Annotated in this window: 16 protein-coding genes, 1 pseudogene and 1 riboswitch; of the genes and pseudogenes, 12 read left to right on the top strand and 5 right to left on the bottom strand. The window is 64.6% G+C overall.

Going from position 1 to position 14,569, the window contains the following annotated elements; genetic code table 11:
* Nucleotides 1–1,735, bottom strand: a 1,735-nt coding sequence (gene thiC / locus VLR48_RS19605) for a phosphomethylpyrimidine synthase ThiC (RefSeq protein WP_325293389.1), incomplete at its 3' end; no start/stop codon positions are given.
* 285 nt (nucleotides 1,736–2,020) lie between these two features.
* Nucleotides 2,021–2,183, bottom strand: a riboswitch (TPP riboswitch).
* A 506-nt stretch (nucleotides 2,184–2,689) separates the two neighbouring features.
* On the opposite strand from thiC, the pseudogene VLR48_RS19600 reads away from it, so the two are divergent.
* The 3 genes and pseudogenes from VLR48_RS19600 to VLR48_RS19590 form a co-directional block, all read left to right on the top strand.
* Nucleotides 2,690–2,968: pseudogene (locus VLR48_RS19600) on the top strand (response regulator); the annotation flags it as partial.
* Nucleotides 2,969–3,023: 55 nt separating this feature from the next.
* A complete protein-coding gene (locus VLR48_RS19595; RefSeq protein ID WP_325293388.1) occupies nucleotides 3,024–4,052 on the top strand; it encodes an EAL domain-containing protein in 1,029 nt (342 codons plus the stop codon).
* Nucleotides 4,049–4,675 carry a hypothetical protein gene (locus VLR48_RS19590; RefSeq protein WP_325293387.1) on the top strand — a complete coding sequence of 209 codons (627 nt, stop codon included), beginning with the start codon at nucleotides 4,049–4,051 and terminating at the stop codon, nucleotides 4,673–4,675. Before VLR48_RS19595 ends, VLR48_RS19590 begins: the two co-directional genes overlap by 4 nt.
* 48 nt (nucleotides 4,676–4,723) lie before the next feature.
* Here the strand turns inward: VLR48_RS19590 and VLR48_RS19585 are convergent, their stop codons facing one another.
* The 4 genes from VLR48_RS19585 to VLR48_RS19570 all read right to left on the bottom strand — a co-directional run bounded on the left by VLR48_RS19585 (nucleotide 4,724) and on the right by VLR48_RS19570 (nucleotide 7,912).
* Nucleotides 4,724–5,497 (bottom strand): endonuclease/exonuclease/phosphatase family protein, encoded by a 774-nt coding sequence (locus tag VLR48_RS19585; protein ID WP_325293390.1) that lies wholly within the window; start codon nucleotides 5,495–5,497, stop codon nucleotides 4,724–4,726.
* Nucleotides 5,498–5,801: 304 nt separating this feature from the next.
* Nucleotides 5,802–6,446 (bottom strand): c-type cytochrome, encoded by a 645-nt coding sequence (locus VLR48_RS19580; RefSeq protein ID WP_325293386.1) that lies wholly within the window; start codon nucleotides 6,444–6,446, stop codon nucleotides 5,802–5,804.
* A gap of 312 nt (nucleotides 6,447–6,758) precedes the next feature.
* Nucleotides 6,759–7,217 (bottom strand): copper chaperone PCu(A)C, encoded by a 459-nt coding sequence (locus VLR48_RS19575; RefSeq protein ID WP_325293385.1) that lies wholly within the window; start codon nucleotides 7,215–7,217, stop codon nucleotides 6,759–6,761.
* A gap of 44 nt (nucleotides 7,218–7,261) precedes the next feature.
* Complete coding sequence (locus VLR48_RS19570; RefSeq protein ID WP_325293384.1) at nucleotides 7,262–7,912, bottom strand: SCO family protein; 651 nt, start codon at nucleotides 7,910–7,912, stop codon at nucleotides 7,262–7,264.
* 195 nt (nucleotides 7,913–8,107) lie between these two features.
* Between VLR48_RS19570 and VLR48_RS19565 the strand changes: the two genes are divergently transcribed.
* From VLR48_RS19565 to VLR48_RS19525, 9 genes are all read left to right on the top strand, one after another.
* A complete protein-coding gene (locus VLR48_RS19565) occupies nucleotides 8,108–8,908 on the top strand; it encodes a M90 family metallopeptidase (RefSeq protein ID WP_325293383.1) in 801 nt (266 codons plus the stop codon).
* Nucleotides 8,909–9,110: 202 nt separating this feature from the next.
* Nucleotides 9,111–10,622, top strand: a complete 1,512-nt coding sequence (nifB, locus tag VLR48_RS19560; RefSeq protein ID WP_325293382.1) for a nitrogenase cofactor biosynthesis protein NifB — start codon at nucleotides 9,111–9,113, stop codon at nucleotides 10,620–10,622.
* Nucleotides 10,623–10,837: 215 nt separating this feature from the next.
* Complete coding sequence (locus tag VLR48_RS19555; RefSeq protein WP_325293381.1) at nucleotides 10,838–11,116, top strand: 4Fe-4S dicluster domain-containing protein; 279 nt, start codon at nucleotides 10,838–10,840, stop codon at nucleotides 11,114–11,116.
* 267 nt (nucleotides 11,117–11,383) lie between these two features.
* Nucleotides 11,384–11,560 carry a hypothetical protein gene (locus tag VLR48_RS19550; RefSeq protein ID WP_325293380.1) on the top strand — a complete coding sequence of 59 codons (177 nt, stop codon included), beginning with the start codon at nucleotides 11,384–11,386 and terminating at the stop codon, nucleotides 11,558–11,560.
* Nucleotides 11,560–12,852, top strand: a complete 1,293-nt coding sequence (locus tag VLR48_RS19545; RefSeq protein ID WP_325293379.1) for an FprA family A-type flavoprotein — start codon at nucleotides 11,560–11,562, stop codon at nucleotides 12,850–12,852. The genes VLR48_RS19550 and VLR48_RS19545 overlap by 1 nt, the downstream gene beginning before the upstream one ends.
* A gap of 46 nt (nucleotides 12,853–12,898) precedes the next feature.
* On the top strand, nucleotides 12,899–13,183 hold the full coding sequence (locus VLR48_RS19540; RefSeq protein WP_007193631.1) for a 2Fe-2S iron-sulfur cluster-binding protein: 285 nt from the start codon (nucleotides 12,899–12,901) through the stop codon (nucleotides 13,181–13,183).
* Nucleotides 13,184–13,301: 118 nt separating this feature from the next.
* The gene (locus VLR48_RS19535; RefSeq protein ID WP_093029697.1) at nucleotides 13,302–13,649 is read left to right on the top strand and encodes a 2Fe-2S iron-sulfur cluster-binding protein; all 348 of its coding nucleotides are present in this window, start codon (nucleotides 13,302–13,304) and stop codon (nucleotides 13,647–13,649) included.
* A gap of 4 nt (nucleotides 13,650–13,653) precedes the next feature.
* Nucleotides 13,654–14,241, top strand: coding sequence for a nitrogen fixation protein NifQ (locus VLR48_RS19530; protein ID WP_325293378.1), 588 nt, complete (start codon nucleotides 13,654–13,656; stop codon nucleotides 14,239–14,241).
* On the top strand, nucleotides 14,216–14,569 hold a 354-nt coding region (locus tag VLR48_RS19525), incomplete at its 3' end, for an ADP-ribosylglycohydrolase family protein (protein ID WP_325293377.1). The genes VLR48_RS19530 and VLR48_RS19525, both read left to right, overlap by 26 nt.

Below are 14,569 nucleotides of genomic sequence, written 5' to 3'. Positions count from 1 at the left end.
ACATGGAGCAGAAATGGGCGACCTTGTGCGACTCGTGCGGCATGGTCTGGTCGTGGAAGTCGCGCGCGCGCTCGGGATCGAGCGAGAGGTTGAACTGGTCCTCCCAACGGAACTCGAAGCGGGCCTTGGACAGCGCATTGTCCCGAATCTGGGCGCCGGGCAGACCCTTGGCGAGGTCCGCACCGTGGGCGGCGATCTTGTAGGTGACGATGCCGTCGCGCACGTCCTGCTTGTCGGGCAGGCCCAGGTGTTCCTTGGGCGTGACGTAGCAGAGCATGGCGGTGCCGTACCAGCCGATGTTGGCGGCGCCGATGCCGGAGGTGATGTGGTCGTAGGCCGGGGCGATGTCGGTGATCAGCGGCCCCAAGGTGTAGAAGGGCGCCTCGTAGCAGTCTTTGAGCTCCTTGGTGACGTTCTCCTCGATCATCTGCAGAGGGACATGGCCGGGGCCTTCGATCATGACCTGAACGTCGTGCTCCCAGGCGAAGCGGGTCAGCTCGCCCAAGGTCTCCAGCTCGGCGAACTGGGCGGCGTCGTTGGCATCGGCGATCGAGCCCGGGCGCAACCCGTCGCCCAGGCTGAAGGAGACGTCGTACGCCTTCATGATCTCGCAGATCTCGCCGAAGTGCGTGTAGAGGAAGTTCTCCTGGTGATGAGCCAGACACCATTTGGCGAGGATGGAGCCGCCGCGCGAGACGATGCCGGTGAGCCGCTCCGCGGTCAGCGGGACATAGCGCAGCAGCACGCCGGCGTGGATGGTGAAATAATCCACGCCCTGCTCGGCCTGCTCGATCAGGGTGTCGCGGAACATCTCCCAGGTCAGCTCCTCGGGTTTGCCGTCGACCTTTTCGAGCGCCTGGTAGATGGGCACGGTACCGATGGGCACCGGCGCGTTGCGCAGGATCCACTCGCGCGTCTCGTGGATGTTCTTGCCGGTGGAGAGATCCATCAGGGTGTCGCCGCCCCAGCGTGCCGACCAGACCATCTTCTCGACCTCTTCCTCGATACCGGAGGTGATGGCCGAATTGCCGATGTTGGTGTTGATCTTCACCCGGAAGTTGCGCCCGATGATCATGGGCTCGAGCTCGGGGTGATTGATGTTGGCCGGGATGATGGCGCGCCCGCGGGCGATCTCGTCGCGCACGAACTCGGCGGTGATGGTCTCGGGCAGGCTGGCGCCGAACGACTGTCCGCGATGCTGGCGCAGGAGCTTCGTGTAGCGCGGGTCGGCGCGCAGCACATCCAGGCGCATGTTCTCGCGGATGGCGACGAACTCCATCTCGGGGGTGATGATGCCTTGTCGCGCATAGTGCATCTGGGTGACGTTGCGGCCCGGCTTGGCGCGGCGCGGGGTGCGGATGTGCTCGAAGCGCAGATGTGCGAGCTTTGGGTCGGATTGGCGCTCGCGTCCGAAGGCCGAGGTGGGTCCGTCGAGCAGCTCGGTGTCGCCGCGCTCTTGAATCCAGGGGCTGCGTAGATCGGCCAAGCCGGCGAGTAGATCGATGTGCGCCGTCGGATCCGTATAAGGGCCGGAGGTATCGTAGACCATGATCGGCGGATTCTCCTCGATCCCCGCGTTGGTCTGCGTCGGGGTCAGCGTGACCTCGCGCATGGGGACCCGCAAGTCCGGACGCGATCCCGTGACGTAGATCTTGCGCGAGCTTGGAAAGGGCCGCGTGACCTCGTCGGACAGCTCGGCGGTCTTCTGGGCGAAGGCCTGTGGGATGGCGCTCATGGAATCTCCTCTCGACGGACGCGTGGCGTATGGTGGCGCCGTTGATATGGGGCCGGATCGGCCGTACTGGCTGCGGTCCGAACGGATGTCGGCGCACGACGATGGTCGGCGCCATCCGGCGGGAGGAGCGGCGGGGTGATCGGGACGCATGCGAGTCCCGAGTCGAGGTGGCAGGGACCGAGAGCCTGCAAGGCTCATCGGATACACTACCCGGATCGTCGCGCCGGCCTCTCGATGGCGATGCCCGGCGGGCTCGGTCATCGTTGCGGACCGGTGCCTTGGATCCATCCTCGTCGCCTGCTTTCCTGCGCCGGCATGATCCGGATCAGGTTCGAAGGGTCTTTCTCAGCCCGTCGCGTGGCTTCATCGTGAACCGTGCGGTGCCGGTCGGTCGACAGGCATTTCGGTCGGATGCGGCCACGCGTACCGGACACCCCCAGCAGCATGTCGGCTGAAACTAACGAAAGGCCGCCGGGATTTCAACCCGATCGAACCGAGGGTACGCCGCGGTCCGGCTTTAGGCTTGACCTTTGGGCTCGGGCTGCCGATCCTGATGCCGGTCTCAAGGGAGTCTGCTCGCGCGGATGGTGTCGAACCATGCAACGGCAGACAGCATCTCTCGACGCCCCACCGAGGCGCTTTCGCTTATGAACGAAGCAGGTTTTGCGGATACCGAAAACAGGATCTTCCACCTCTGCGACGACGCGGCGTTGCAAACCGGGCTCGCGAGTCTGATTCGGCCGGCCGGGTTGCAGCTCGATGCCTTCGGGGATCTCGACGCGCTCGAAACCGCGCTCGGGCGGACGCGCCCCGGCGTGCTGATCCTCGATTTGCGCTACGTCTCGTCCGGCGCCGGCCCGTCCGGTTTGATCGAGCGCCTGACGGGATCCGGGACCACGAAGCCAAGTCGTCTGTATCGCCGACGCCGAGAACATCGAGACGCGGCTCCAGGTGATGCGCGCCGGTGCGCGCGGCTGTTTTCCAACCCCGGTTGCCGTGCCCGACGTGGCGAAGCGTCTCGTCGAGCTGAGCGGTCCGGTCAAGGGCAGCCAATCCCGGATCCTGGTGGTCGAAGACGACCCGCTGCAGGCCAAATACGTCGCGTTGCTGCTGAGCAAGGCTGGGATGGAGCCGCACATCGTCGATCAACCGCTGGAGATCCTCCGCAAGATGCAAGACATTCAGCCGGATCTGGTGCTGATGGATCTCTACATGCCGGATGCGCGCGGTACCGAGTTGACCGCGATCATCCGCGATCACGGCGAGTACTTCGATATGCCCATTATCTTTGCTTTCTGCCGAGACCGACCCGGACAAGCAACTCGAGGCCTTGCGGGTCGGCGGCGACAGCTTCATCGCCAAGCCGATCCAGCGCGAGCAGCTGATCGGTGCGATCGAGCATCGCATCCGGATGTCGCGTCTGCTCAAGGATCGCCGGGTCAACGCGGATGAGGCCGAGGTCTTCCCGGGGCTGCTCTCGAAGGAGGACTTCCTGCGCAGTCTCGATCGCTTCCAAGACATCTCCAATGCCTTGGGGAGCGACGGCACGGAGCGGCTGTTGCGCCAGCTCGAGCAGAAGCTCCTCGACCAGCTCGCCGCGCAGGAGTGCGCGGCGCGCCTGGATGACTTCAGCTTTGCCGTGCTGGCCCGTCGGGTCACCCGCGAGGCGCTGGAGGGGTTCGCGGAGCAGCTTCTGCGTACCTTCGGCGCCACCAAGCTTCGGGCCGAGGACAAGTGCCTCGTGCTCACCGTGACGATCGGCATCGTCGGAGAGCTCTACGAGGTGCATCTTCGCTTGCGCACACTCGACGGAGAGCATGTGCCTGCCGGTGATTTTCTCCCTGTGGCCGAGCGCAGCGGGTTGATGCCGAGGATCGATCGCCGGGTGTTGGAGCCTGCGCTCGATGTGATGGACGCAGAGCGCAAGTCGCACCCAAAACTGCGACTCTTGATCCATCAAAACGTGGCCTCGGTTGCCGACGAGCAGTGGCTTCCCTGGTTCCGCGATCAAATGGTTCGGCGCAATCTGATCCGGCGCCGTCCGTTGCTTCAGTTCCAGATGCACGAGGTTCGAGATCACCTGGACGCGGCCAAACCGCTTGTCGAGGTCTTGCGCAAGTACGGGATTCAGGTCTGCGTCGCCAACGTCACGGGCAATGCGGCGGATCTGGATCTGCTGGCGGATCTGCCCGTCGCCCTTGCCAAGCTTTCGACATCTGAGCCGCGTCCCGCGCGACGGGCGGGTATCGGTCGCGGCACAGATCCGTGCACGCCGCGGGATCGTTGGCTGGCGCGGATCGGGGATCCAATGCAATGACACCGAAGGGTCCGATGCCGATCGCGGATGCCGCCCCGTCGTCCAATCACGTGGGTCGGTTGATTCTTGCGCCTCGCGATGCCGAGGTCTGTCCGGATCGGGATCGGCTCGTTCGCACACTGTGCGAGGCAGGGTTCATCGCGGATCGCATCCCGGATCGCGAGTGCGCCTATCGCGTCGGGCCCGAGTTTTTCGCGCTGCTCGCCTTCGTCGGTTGCGCGGTCGCGATCGCGAGCGATCCGCAGACCGGCGGCCCCTTCTGTCACGTCGTGGTCCCGCCGGCTTCGGCATATCCGCGCTGGTGTCACGGCCGCAATACGCGCGCACCGCGTTGTCCCGGTTGCCGTTCTCGCCTGAGCGATTGGCCGCTGCGCGTGGAGCAATTCGAGGAATCGGCGAGGATGCCGGGATCGGATCGGCGCGGGGCCGCCGTGGTCTGCCCCAATTGCGGCGAGGCTCGTCCGATTCGGTCTTGGGATTGGAAGCAGCAGGGCGGGTTTGCGCGCCTGCTCATCCAGGTCGAGGAGGTGTTTCCGGGCGAGGCGGTGCCGACGGAAGGCTTTCTCGATCTGCTCGAGCGCGCAAGCGGCTGCGCATGGGGTTATTTCTACGTCCAGGATTGAACGAGCGGCGCCGGCGGAGTCCGGCGCGCCCAGTTCAGCGATCTCGGTTCAGCGCACCGACTCCGGGTTCGGTCCGTTCTCGTATGCCGAGAATGAAACACCTTCGGGCAACTCGATCGTCATGCTGATCGGAAGGTGATCGGACAAGGCATAGTCGACCACCCGGGCGGCGATCACGTTCAGCGGCCGAGAAACCAGGATGTGATCGAGATTGTGCGTCGGACGCCAGCTCGGGAAGGTCTTGAGCTCGCAGTCGAGCCCGCGCATCGCGGCTTTTTGGACCATGGCCCGGAGCCCTTTCGAATCGCACCCGCAGTTGAAGTCACCCATGATGACGAGATACGGGTGTTGCTCGGACAGGGCGATCAGGTAGTCGAGTTGACGCCGCCGTGCGCGCCATCCGAGGGCCAGATGCACGATCGCCACGGCAAGGGTCTCATGGTCCGAAAGCCCGAGCTCCGCCACGACGGCGCCCCGTCCGGGCAGCCCCGGGAGCTTATGCTCGGTGATCCGCTGCGGAGGTAGGCGGCTGAGCAGCCCGTTGCTGTGCTGCGCGAAGGGTCCGAGATTGCGGTTGACCTGCCTGTACCAGTGCGGAAAGGCGCCGTGGCGAGCCAGGTATTGGATCTGGTCGATGTAGGCGCTGCGCAGGGAGCCGGCGTCGACCTCTTGGAGGCCGACCAGGTCGAATTGATGGAGCAGTTGGGCGATGCGGGTGAGATTCGCCAGTCGCTCGGGGTGCGGGAGGATGTGCTTCCAGCTATTGGTGAAATAGTCGCTGTAGCGGCGCGAGTAGATCCCGGCCTGCACATTGAAGCTCAAGAGCTTGAGACGCCGTGCGTCGGTCGAGAGCGAGGACGCCCGCGAGACATCTTGGTGGTGTGCGTGACCGGCTACGGCATCGATGCGCTCGGTGCTGCCGGTCGCCCCGGCCGGCTGCACCTGACCGGTCGTGAACGCCGGACGCTCGTCCACCCCGGCTTTGATCAAGCCGGGCTCGGCCGGCCCTAAGTCCAGTGCTCCGATGACCAATCTCCGCAATCGAAGGCAAGCCCGCTGACGGTATGCGCGAAGCGACGGTTCCGGAACGACTCATCCGTGAGCCGTTCCGGTTGCCGCGCGAGACTTACTTGTTCAGTCCTTGGATGTACTGAGACACCGCAGCGATCTCCTGATCGCTCAATCGAGCCGCAGCGCCACGCATCATCCCGTTCGGATCGTTGGCGCGCAGCGCACCGCGGAAATGCTCAAGGGTCTGTTTGGTATAGTCCGCGTGCTGCGCCGAGATCCGCGGGAACTTGGCGAGCGACTGGCCTTGGCCCGCCGGTCCGTGACAGCCGCTGCATGCGGGTACGCCGGTATCGGGATTGCCCCAGCGATAAATGGATTCGCCCTTGCTCGCCAACGCGGGATCCGCTGCGCCCGGGGTCTTGGGCTGCGTCGCGTAATAGGCGGCCAGATCCAAGACCTCTTGATCGGTCAACGGCATGGCCATCGGGGTCATTTGCTCGTTGGCGCGGCGACCGGCTTTGAAGTCCATCAACTGTTTCACGATGTATTCAGGGTGCTGGCCGGCCAGCTTGGGCCAGAGCGGCACGATACTGTTGCCTTGGGGGCCGTGACAGGCGATGCACACGCCGTTTGCCTTCGCCTCGCCGGCTTTCGGGTCTCCGACCTGAGGGGCGGCGGCCTGATGCCCTTCGGACGCTTGAACCGCGCCGCCTACCAATGCCGTTGCCACCGTAATTGTTATCAGCCAATTCTTAACCATGGAGGATGCCTAATCGGGTCGTGATTCATGGCCGCGACGCCTTTCGCGGATCGACGGCCTGGTCGGGGGGCGAGAAAATCCACGGATGTATATCAGAACATCCGCATATGGGTCAAACCAGCGGCGTCGCGTGCCCGCCGAGATGACCCTCCGATACCTGCTCAGAGACAGGCGAGGAGCCGGATAATTCCGCTCTCGGGTGCGGTGCTCCCGATGATTCGGCCATGCGATTCTTGACGATAATCCGGTGCGGCCGGCCACGATGGATGGATCGTCGCCTGCCGCAGGGTTCGCATTGCTCCGGGCGCGGGCTTAGTGCGCCGTGCGCTGCATCGGCACCTCGATTCGGCGCACCGGCGCCTGAACGGGTATGCGCGAGCCGTCTTCGAAGGTCAGGGCGAGATCGACCGTGTCGCCCGGCTCCAGCGGTTGTTTAAGGCCGATGAGCATCACGTGCAGGCCGCCCGGCTTCAGGGTCACCGTTTCACCGGCGGGAATCTCGATCTTCTCGATCCGGCGCATCCGCATCATCCCGTCCTCTTCGACATGCGTGTGCAGCTCGACGACCTCCGAGACAACACTTTCGGCCCCGACCAGCGCCTGATTCTCCCCGGTCTGGTTCTCCAAGGACATGAAGACGGCGCTGTTCGCCTGTCCGGGCGGCACCGCGCGAGCGTAGGGGTCGCCGATCGAGACCTCCGCGCCGAGTGCGGAGAAGGAGAGCGTGGCGAGAAGGGTAGCGGCGAGCAGGGGCGATGCGTATGCGGGCATGTTGTGTCCTCCGACAGACGGCGTGGGTTGTGGTTTTGCTTCGTTTAAGGTTCGGAGCGATGCTCGGTGGGCGAGCCCGATCCCAGCAGTGTTCTGATCGCCGCGACGATTTCCGCCGAGGGCGTGGCGTGATCGAGGTTGCGCACGAGCTTGCCTTGCGTATCCACAAGATGGCTGTAGGCGGAGTGGTCGACGACATAACCCATCGCGGAATCATCCAGATCGGTGCGCCGGTAAGCCGCGCCGTAGAGCTTGGCGACCTCGGCGATCTGCTCGGGCGTCCCGGTCAGGCCGAGGATCTCGGGGTGAAAATAGCCACTATACTCCGCAAGCCGCTCCGCGGAGTCTCGCTCGGGGTCCACACTGACGAAGACAACCTGGACCCGCTCCAGTTCTTCGGGCGTCAGCGCCTTGAGCGCGGCCGCGATCAAGACTAGGTTCGTCGGGCAGATATCCGGACACCAGGTGTAGCCGAAGTAGATCAGAACAACGTTTCCGCGCAGATCGGCGAGGGCGACGGGGCCGTTCACGGAGTCGAGGACGAAGTCCCCGCCTTGCGGCGGCGAGGCCAGCTCCAGCGTGCCGTGCTTCGGCCCGTCCGGATCCACACCGACGCCGCTCGGGGTCCAGAACAACAGCCATGCCAAGAGTCCGACGAGGACCGGAATAGCGATGATCAACAGCTTTCGCGTCATGATCGGGAGCCCCGCGGGGAGAAGTCAATCCAGCCATCTTGGGCAGCGGAGTACGATTCGCCTTGATGCACATCAATCATACGACGAAGACCCGGCCGAGCTCGGGCTTTTGCGCGATAGGACGCGTGCACTGCGCCATTCGCCCCGTATTGACGTTTCCCGCCGTGCTCGGCCTCGCGGGCGGATGGAGCAGCCGTGCGCGCGCTGACCGATTGGTGGCAGGCGCGCGTGCTCGAGCGCGAGCGCGCGCGTGTCGATCCCCACGACTTTGAGCGGGTCCTGTGCGCCCTGCCGTTGCTCGACGACCTGACCGAAGAGGAGATCGGGCGCCTCGCCGATCTGGCCCTCCTCTTCCTGCGCGATAAACGTCTGGACCCTGCGCAAGGGCTCGAGTTGACCGACAGGATGCGTCTGGCGATTGCCCTGCAGGCATGCCTTCCCGTGCTGGAGCTGGGTCTGGATTGGTACCGCGGCTGGTATGCCGTCATCGTCTATCCCGAGGAATTCGTCCCCGAGCGCGAGGTCATGGGCGACGACGGTGTGGTCTGGACCGAGCAGGAGGCGAAGAGCGGCGAGGCCTGGGAGCAGGGGCCGGTTATTCTCTCGTGGGCGGATGTCGAGGCCGGGATGGAGCGCGACGGCTACAACGTCGTCATCCACGAGCTGGCTCACAAGCTCGATATGCGCGACGGGGCTGCCAACGGCTGTCCGCCGCTGCACGCCGGTATGTCTCCTAAGGTTTGGGCCGAGACCTTCTCCGCCGCCTACGAGGATCTGTGTCGACGGGTCGATGCCGACGAGGAAACACCGATCGACCCCTATGCGACCGAATCGCCTGCCGAATTTTTCGCCGTGCTCAGCGAGGGCTTTTTCGAGCTGCCCGAGCTTGTTCATTCCGAATACCCGGCGGTCTATGAGCAGATGCGGCTGTTCTACCGGCAAGACCCTTTGGCGCGGCTCACGGCCGTTGTGGATGAGGCTCGACCGGCGCCTTAGCCGTGTCGCGCATTGAGCCGAATCCCACACGTCGATTGTGCCGACGCTGTCGTGATTCCGACAGCGGCTTGGGTCGAGAGCTGTCGTCGGTAAATTTTTCAGTTGGTTAAGTTGCCGTAAAGACTAGGCATGGTCTTTGCCCAGCTGCCTTCCAGAGACATCTTTTCGCGGGGCCCGACGTCCCGTCTCCGGAGGCAGCGTGATGGAGTTGAAGGTCATTTCCGATGCCGCGGGCGCGCCCGGCGGCGGTTGCGCGTCGAGCGGCTGCGGTGCCGGTGGCGAGAAGCTCGCCCATCTGCCCGAGGCGATTCGCGCTAAGATCAACAACCATCCCTGTTTCTCCGATGATGCGCATCATCACTACGCGCGGATGCATGTTGCCGTCGCGCCGGCCTGCAACATCCAGTGTCACTACTGTAATCGCAAGTACGACTGCTCCAACGAGTCGCGCCCGGGCGTCGTCTCCGAGGTGCTGACCCCGGACCAAGCGGTGAAGAAGGTCGTCGCCGTCGCTGCGGCCATCCCCCAGATGACCGTGCTCGGTATCGCCGGTCCGGGCGATCCGCTCGCCAATCCGCAGCGCACGCTGGAGACCTTCCGCCAGCTCTCCGAGAAGGCGCCCGACATCAAGCTTTGCGTCTCCACCAACGGGCTGGCGCTGCCCGGTTTGGTCGACGAGATCTGCAAGCACAACATCGAGCACGTCACCATCACCATCAACTGCGTCGACCCGGACGTGGGTGCCAAGATCTATCCCTGGATCTTCTGGAACAACCGCCGGGTGACCGGGCGCAAGGCCGCCGAGATCCTGATCGCGCAGCAGCAGGAGGGACTCGAGATGCTGGTCGCGCGCGGTGTGCTGGTCAAGGTCAACTCGGTCCTGATTCCGGGTGTGAATGCCGAGCACCTCAAAGAGGTCAGCCGGGTCGTCAAGGCTAAGGGCGCCTTCCTGCACAACGTCATGCCGCTCATCGCCGAGCCCGAGCACGGCACCTTCTACGGGTTGATGGGCCAGCGCGGTCCAACCAACGAGGAGCTGAGTGCCCTGCAGGATGCCTGCGCCGGAGACATGGCCATGATGCGCCATTGCCGCCAATGCCGGGCGGATGCGGTCGGCATGCTCGGCGAGGATCGCGGGGATGAGTTCAAGCTCGACAAGCTCTCCGAACAGGAGATTGATTACGCCGCGGCGATGGCCCGTCGTGCCGAGGTCCATGCCGCGATCGAGGCCAGTCGGGCAGCGCAGCGCAACGCATCGAGCGAGACCTTCGTCTCGATTGCCTCCCTGACCCGGCGCCGCCCCACGCGCCCCGAGCCCCGTCGGGTGTTGATGGCGGTGGCGACCACCGGCGGCGGCCTGATCAACCAGCATTTCGGCCACGCCCGCGAGTTCCTGGTCTACGAGGCCAGCGCGAACGATGTGCGCTTCATCGGTCACCGCAAGGTCGACCTCTATTGCTCGGGCGACGAGACCTGCGGCGACGGCGAAACCGTTTTGGCCAAGACCATCCGCGTGCTCGACGGCTGCGAGGTCGTGCTCTGCTCGCGCATCGGTTACGAGCCTTGGGGGCAGTTGGAGGCCGCCGGCATTGCGCCGAACGGAGAGCATGCGATGGAGCCCATCGAGGACGCGGTTGCCGTGGTGTATCGCGAGATGGGGGAGGCGGGGCTGCTCGAACGTTCCGGCGGCACAGCGCATCGGATGAGCGCTTAAACCGCGCCCGGTGCGGTATGCGATGTTCTTGGATGGGATCGGCCCCGGCAGACTCAACGACCGTTGGAGTCGGCGCGGTTCAAGAATGAAACAAGATTGAATTCTGAACCGCGTCTCCGCAAAGGTCGGAGAAATCCTTGAGCCCGACACACGATGAGAACGATGCATTTCACTCTGGACGCAGTTTAGGTCGCGAAGGCAGCGGAGGTTCACTCATGGCATACAGGATCATCGAGGGTTGCGTGAATTGCTGGGCGTGCTTGCCCTTGTGTCCGAGCGAGGCGATTCGCGAGGCGCTCCCGCATTTCACGATTGACGCACACGCATGCACCGAGTGCGACGGCGACTTCGCCGATCCGCAGTGCGCGAGTATCTGCCCGATCGAGGGGGTCATTCTGGATGGTCTCGGTGTGCCGGTGAATCCGCCGGGGTCTTTGACCGGGATCCCGCCGGATCGGTGGGCGGCCATCCGTGCCGAGATCCAGGCGCGCTGAACCGCGCTTCGCGATGCCCGCGATGTCCGCGTTTGAGCGGGCTTTCGAGCAGTCCGTGGTCTTGGTGGAGCGCGGTTCAGGATTTTTTTTGGGTTTTCGGTGGCGGTCTTGGTTAGCCCGGGGCGGACGGGTTCTACGGCCGAATGGCGACACCGCTCCATCAAACTCGTGACACCGCTCCGGCGGTGTCACGCCTGTGTTGGGCGCTCCGCGCCGAGCACGCCGATCAAGACCGAACCTGTTGGCATAGAAATGAAGGGTGAGCTGATGTCGTCGGTGCTGTTCTACGAAAAGCCGGGGTGCCTGTCCAACGTCAGGCAGAAGGCGTTACCGGCGTCGCTCGGACATCGTCTGACGGTGCGGGATCTGCTCGCCGAGCCTTGGACAGCCGAGCGGCTGCGGCCGTTTTTCGCGGATCTGCCGGTCGACGGAGCGGCGGCCTGATGTCCCCCGCAGCCTCGGCCATCGCGCGCGACCCTGCGGCTCCGGCCGTCGAGGTCGCGCCCGGCGTACACTGGATCGGCGCGCTGGATCCAGGTCTGCGCAGTTTCGACCTGATTCTGCGCACCGCCAACGGCACCACCTACAACAGCTATCTGGTGCGCGGGGAGGAGGGTGTCGCGGTCATCGACACGGTCAAGGCCGAGTTCGCCGAGGACTTCTTCGCGCGACTGGAATCGGTCGCTCGCTACGACGAGATCCGCGTGATCGTGCTCAATCATTTGGAGCCCGATCACACCGGGGCGCTGCCCGAGCTGATGCGTCGCGCGCCGCAAGCCCAGCTCTACATCTCCAAGCGCGCCACGCCGATGCTCAAGGCGCTGCTCAAGCCCCGCGACGACCGGCCGCTGACCTACACGACCGTGGGAACGGGCGACGAGGTCTGGCTCGGCGGTCGGACGCTGCGTTTTCTGCACACGCCCTTTCTTCACTGGCCCGATACCCAGTGCACCTGGCTGGCGGAGGAGGGGGTGCTCTTCTCGGGTGACGTCTTCGGCTGTCACCATTGCGACGCACGGCTCTTCAACGACGCCTGCGGCGATTTCCGCTTCGCGTTCGACTACTACTACGCCCACATCATGCGGCCCTTCAAGGGCTATATCGTGAATGCGCTCAAGCTGATCGAGCCCCTGCCGATCAAGCTCATCGCCCCGACCCACGGACCCATCCTGCGCGATCGACCGCGCCGTTATGTCACCCGCTATCGCGAGCTGTCCACGCCCAGTCTGGCCGAGCGTATCGACCAAGGCGAACGCTCGCTGATCATCTTCTACATGAGCGCCTACGGCAGCACCGCGCGCATGGCCGAGGCGATCCGCGCCGGGGCGGAGGAGGCGGGCGGGATCCGCGTCTCGCTCTACGACCTGGAAGGCGGGGAGATCCAGCCCTTCGTGGACCTGATCGAATCCGCCGATGCCTTGGTCCTGGGCTCGCCGACGATCAACGGGGACGCCGCCAAGCCGATCTGGGATCTGCTCTCCTCGCTCGCCGTGATCGATCTGAAAGGCAAGCTCGGCGCCGCCTTCGGGTCCTACGGCTGGACCGGCGAGGCGGTGAAGATGATCGAAGACCGCCTGCGCGGGCTGAAGCTCCGTGTCCCGGTTGCGGGTCTGCGCATCAAGCTCATCCCGACCGACGAGGAGCTCGAGGAGTGCCGCGATTTCGGGCGAGCGCTGGCCGGTGCACTCGTGCGCGGAGAGCAGGGGCGGGTCATCGACTTCGCCGACTTGGGCTAAATCGTTTCACCATTCACAACCATCAACAATCCAGGAGTCAGACACCATGGCGAAAGCCAAGATTACATTTTCGGATATCGAGCAGACCGTCAACGTCCCCGCCGGAACCCGGGTCATCGAGGTCTCCGAGCGCATCGGCGCCGGCATCATCTACGGCTGCCGCGAGGGCGACTGCGGCACCTGCATGATGCATGTGGAGGAGGGTTGGAACAATCTGACCGAGCCTTCCGTGCTGGAGGAAAAGGTCCTGCGCGAGAACATGGCCAGCCGTCATGACCGGCTCGCCTGCCAGGCCCAGATCCTCGGCGACTGCAAGGTCAAGCCGGCCTGATTCACCGCGGCGGTCGCCCCGATGCCGACCTGTCGCCCCCGTTCGTGACCGACCGGAGCGCTCGCGGTGCCGCGCAGGCATCCAATGCCCGGTCATCGACCCAGAGAGACCCGTTACAATGCCACTCGTGACCTTTTCAAGCCCCGATTACAAAGACAAGACCGTCTACGCCGTGGCCGGAAGCCACACCGAGACCATCCTCAAGCTCGCCAAGGAGTACAAGGTGCCCTTGCACCACGACTGCCAGGACGGCGAGTGCGGCAACTGTCTGGTGCGCGTCACCAGCGTCGATCGAAAAGGCCGCATGAGCGGCTTCCTGACCGACAAGGAACGCAGCGTGCTGGTCGAGCTGGGCAAGCTGACCAAGGACGACATCGATCGGATCGCCGTCGACGATATGCCGAGCGAGTGGCGTCTGGCGTGCCAGATGATCGTGCGCGACGAAGACATCCTCGTGGAGTACTGAGGTCATGTCGGCCCTCGCCCTCGACTCGGAACAGGATGCCGGCCGCATCTATGCCCGCCTCATGGTCAGGGCAATCGGGGCCGGCAACGATCAAGCATTTGCGAGTATGATCGCGACCCGTGCCGCGGGCGGCGGAGCCATGCCGCCCTGGCTCGGCCTGGATCCGGCCGCGTTTCACTGTTTGATGCGGCACCATTTTCCGGGAGCGGCCTCGCGCGATTTCCTCGATGCCATCTCGGGCGAGACAACCTCGCCCGAGATGCGCGGCGGCGAGCGCGAGGAGCTGGTTCGGCTGATGCTCATGCATAAGGCAGGGGATTCGCCGTCCGAGGTCTGGATGGCCCACGTGGTGGCCGCCGGCTGTCTGGCGAGCGACCATCTCTGGCAGGATCTCGGACTCTGGAATCGAGCCGATCTGACCGCGTTGATGCGCCGGAATTTCCCCTCCTTGGCCGGGCGAAACGTCAACGACATGAAATGGAAACGGTTCCTCTACAAACAGCTCTGCGAGGCGGAAGGGATCTACACCTGTCGAGCGCCGTCGTGCGAGGTATGCACCGACTATCATGCTTGTTTCGGACCTGAGCACTGAGCTGGCTTGGACGACATCCAAGGGCGACACCGTCAATGGCCGAGCGGCTGGAGCCTATCTGGGCCTCGCCGTCGGGGATGCGCTCGGCGCAACCGTCGAGTTCATGACCCCGCGCGAGATCCGCGAGGTCTACGGCGAGCACCGTAATCTGATCGGCGGCGGCTGGTTGAGACTGCGCAAGGGGCGGGTGACCGACGATACCGAGATGAGCCTCGCCCTTGGCAACAGCATCCTCGCGGCCGGCTGTGTCGATGCGCATGCCATCGCCGAGGCGTTCAGCGATTGGATGCGCACCAAGCCGGTCGACATCGGACATACGGTACGGCGC

It is taken from the genome of Thiocapsa sp., from assembly GCF_035467215.1.
Lineage (GTDB): Bacteria > Pseudomonadota > Gammaproteobacteria > Chromatiales > Chromatiaceae > Thiocapsa.
This window is presented reverse-complemented; position numbering and strand designations above follow the sequence as displayed.

Bases quoted from the DNA above. Each gene is read 5' to 3' on its own strand.
- VLR48_RS19575 (WP_325293385.1), bottom strand. From the start codon at position 7,217: ATGCCCGCATACGCATCGCCCCTGCTCGCCGCTACCCTTCTCGCCACG.
- VLR48_RS19590 (WP_325293387.1), top strand. From the start codon at position 4,049: ATGACACCGAAGGGTCCGATGCCGATCGCGGATGCCGCCCCGTCGTCC.
- nifB (WP_325293382.1), top strand. From the start codon at position 9,111: ATGGAGTTGAAGGTCATTTCCGATGCCGCGGGCGCGCCCGGCGGCGGT.
- VLR48_RS19550 (WP_325293380.1), top strand. From the start codon at position 11,384: ATGTCGTCGGTGCTGTTCTACGAAAAGCCGGGGTGCCTGTCCAACGTC.
- VLR48_RS19530 (WP_325293378.1), top strand. From the start codon at position 13,654: ATGTCGGCCCTCGCCCTCGACTCGGAACAGGATGCCGGCCGCATCTAT.
- VLR48_RS19570 (WP_325293384.1), bottom strand. From the start codon at position 7,912: ATGACGCGAAAGCTGTTGATCATCGCTATTCCGGTCCTCGTCGGACTC.
- VLR48_RS19535 (WP_093029697.1), top strand. From the start codon at position 13,302: ATGCCACTCGTGACCTTTTCAAGCCCCGATTACAAAGACAAGACCGTC.
- VLR48_RS19555 (WP_325293381.1), top strand. From the start codon at position 10,838: ATGGCATACAGGATCATCGAGGGTTGCGTGAATTGCTGGGCGTGCTTG.
- VLR48_RS19580 (WP_325293386.1), bottom strand. From the start codon at position 6,446: ATGGTTAAGAATTGGCTGATAACAATTACGGTGGCAACGGCATTGGTA.
- VLR48_RS19545 (WP_325293379.1), top strand. From the start codon at position 11,560: ATGTCCCCCGCAGCCTCGGCCATCGCGCGCGACCCTGCGGCTCCGGCC.
- VLR48_RS19540 (WP_007193631.1), top strand. From the start codon at position 12,899: ATGGCGAAAGCCAAGATTACATTTTCGGATATCGAGCAGACCGTCAAC.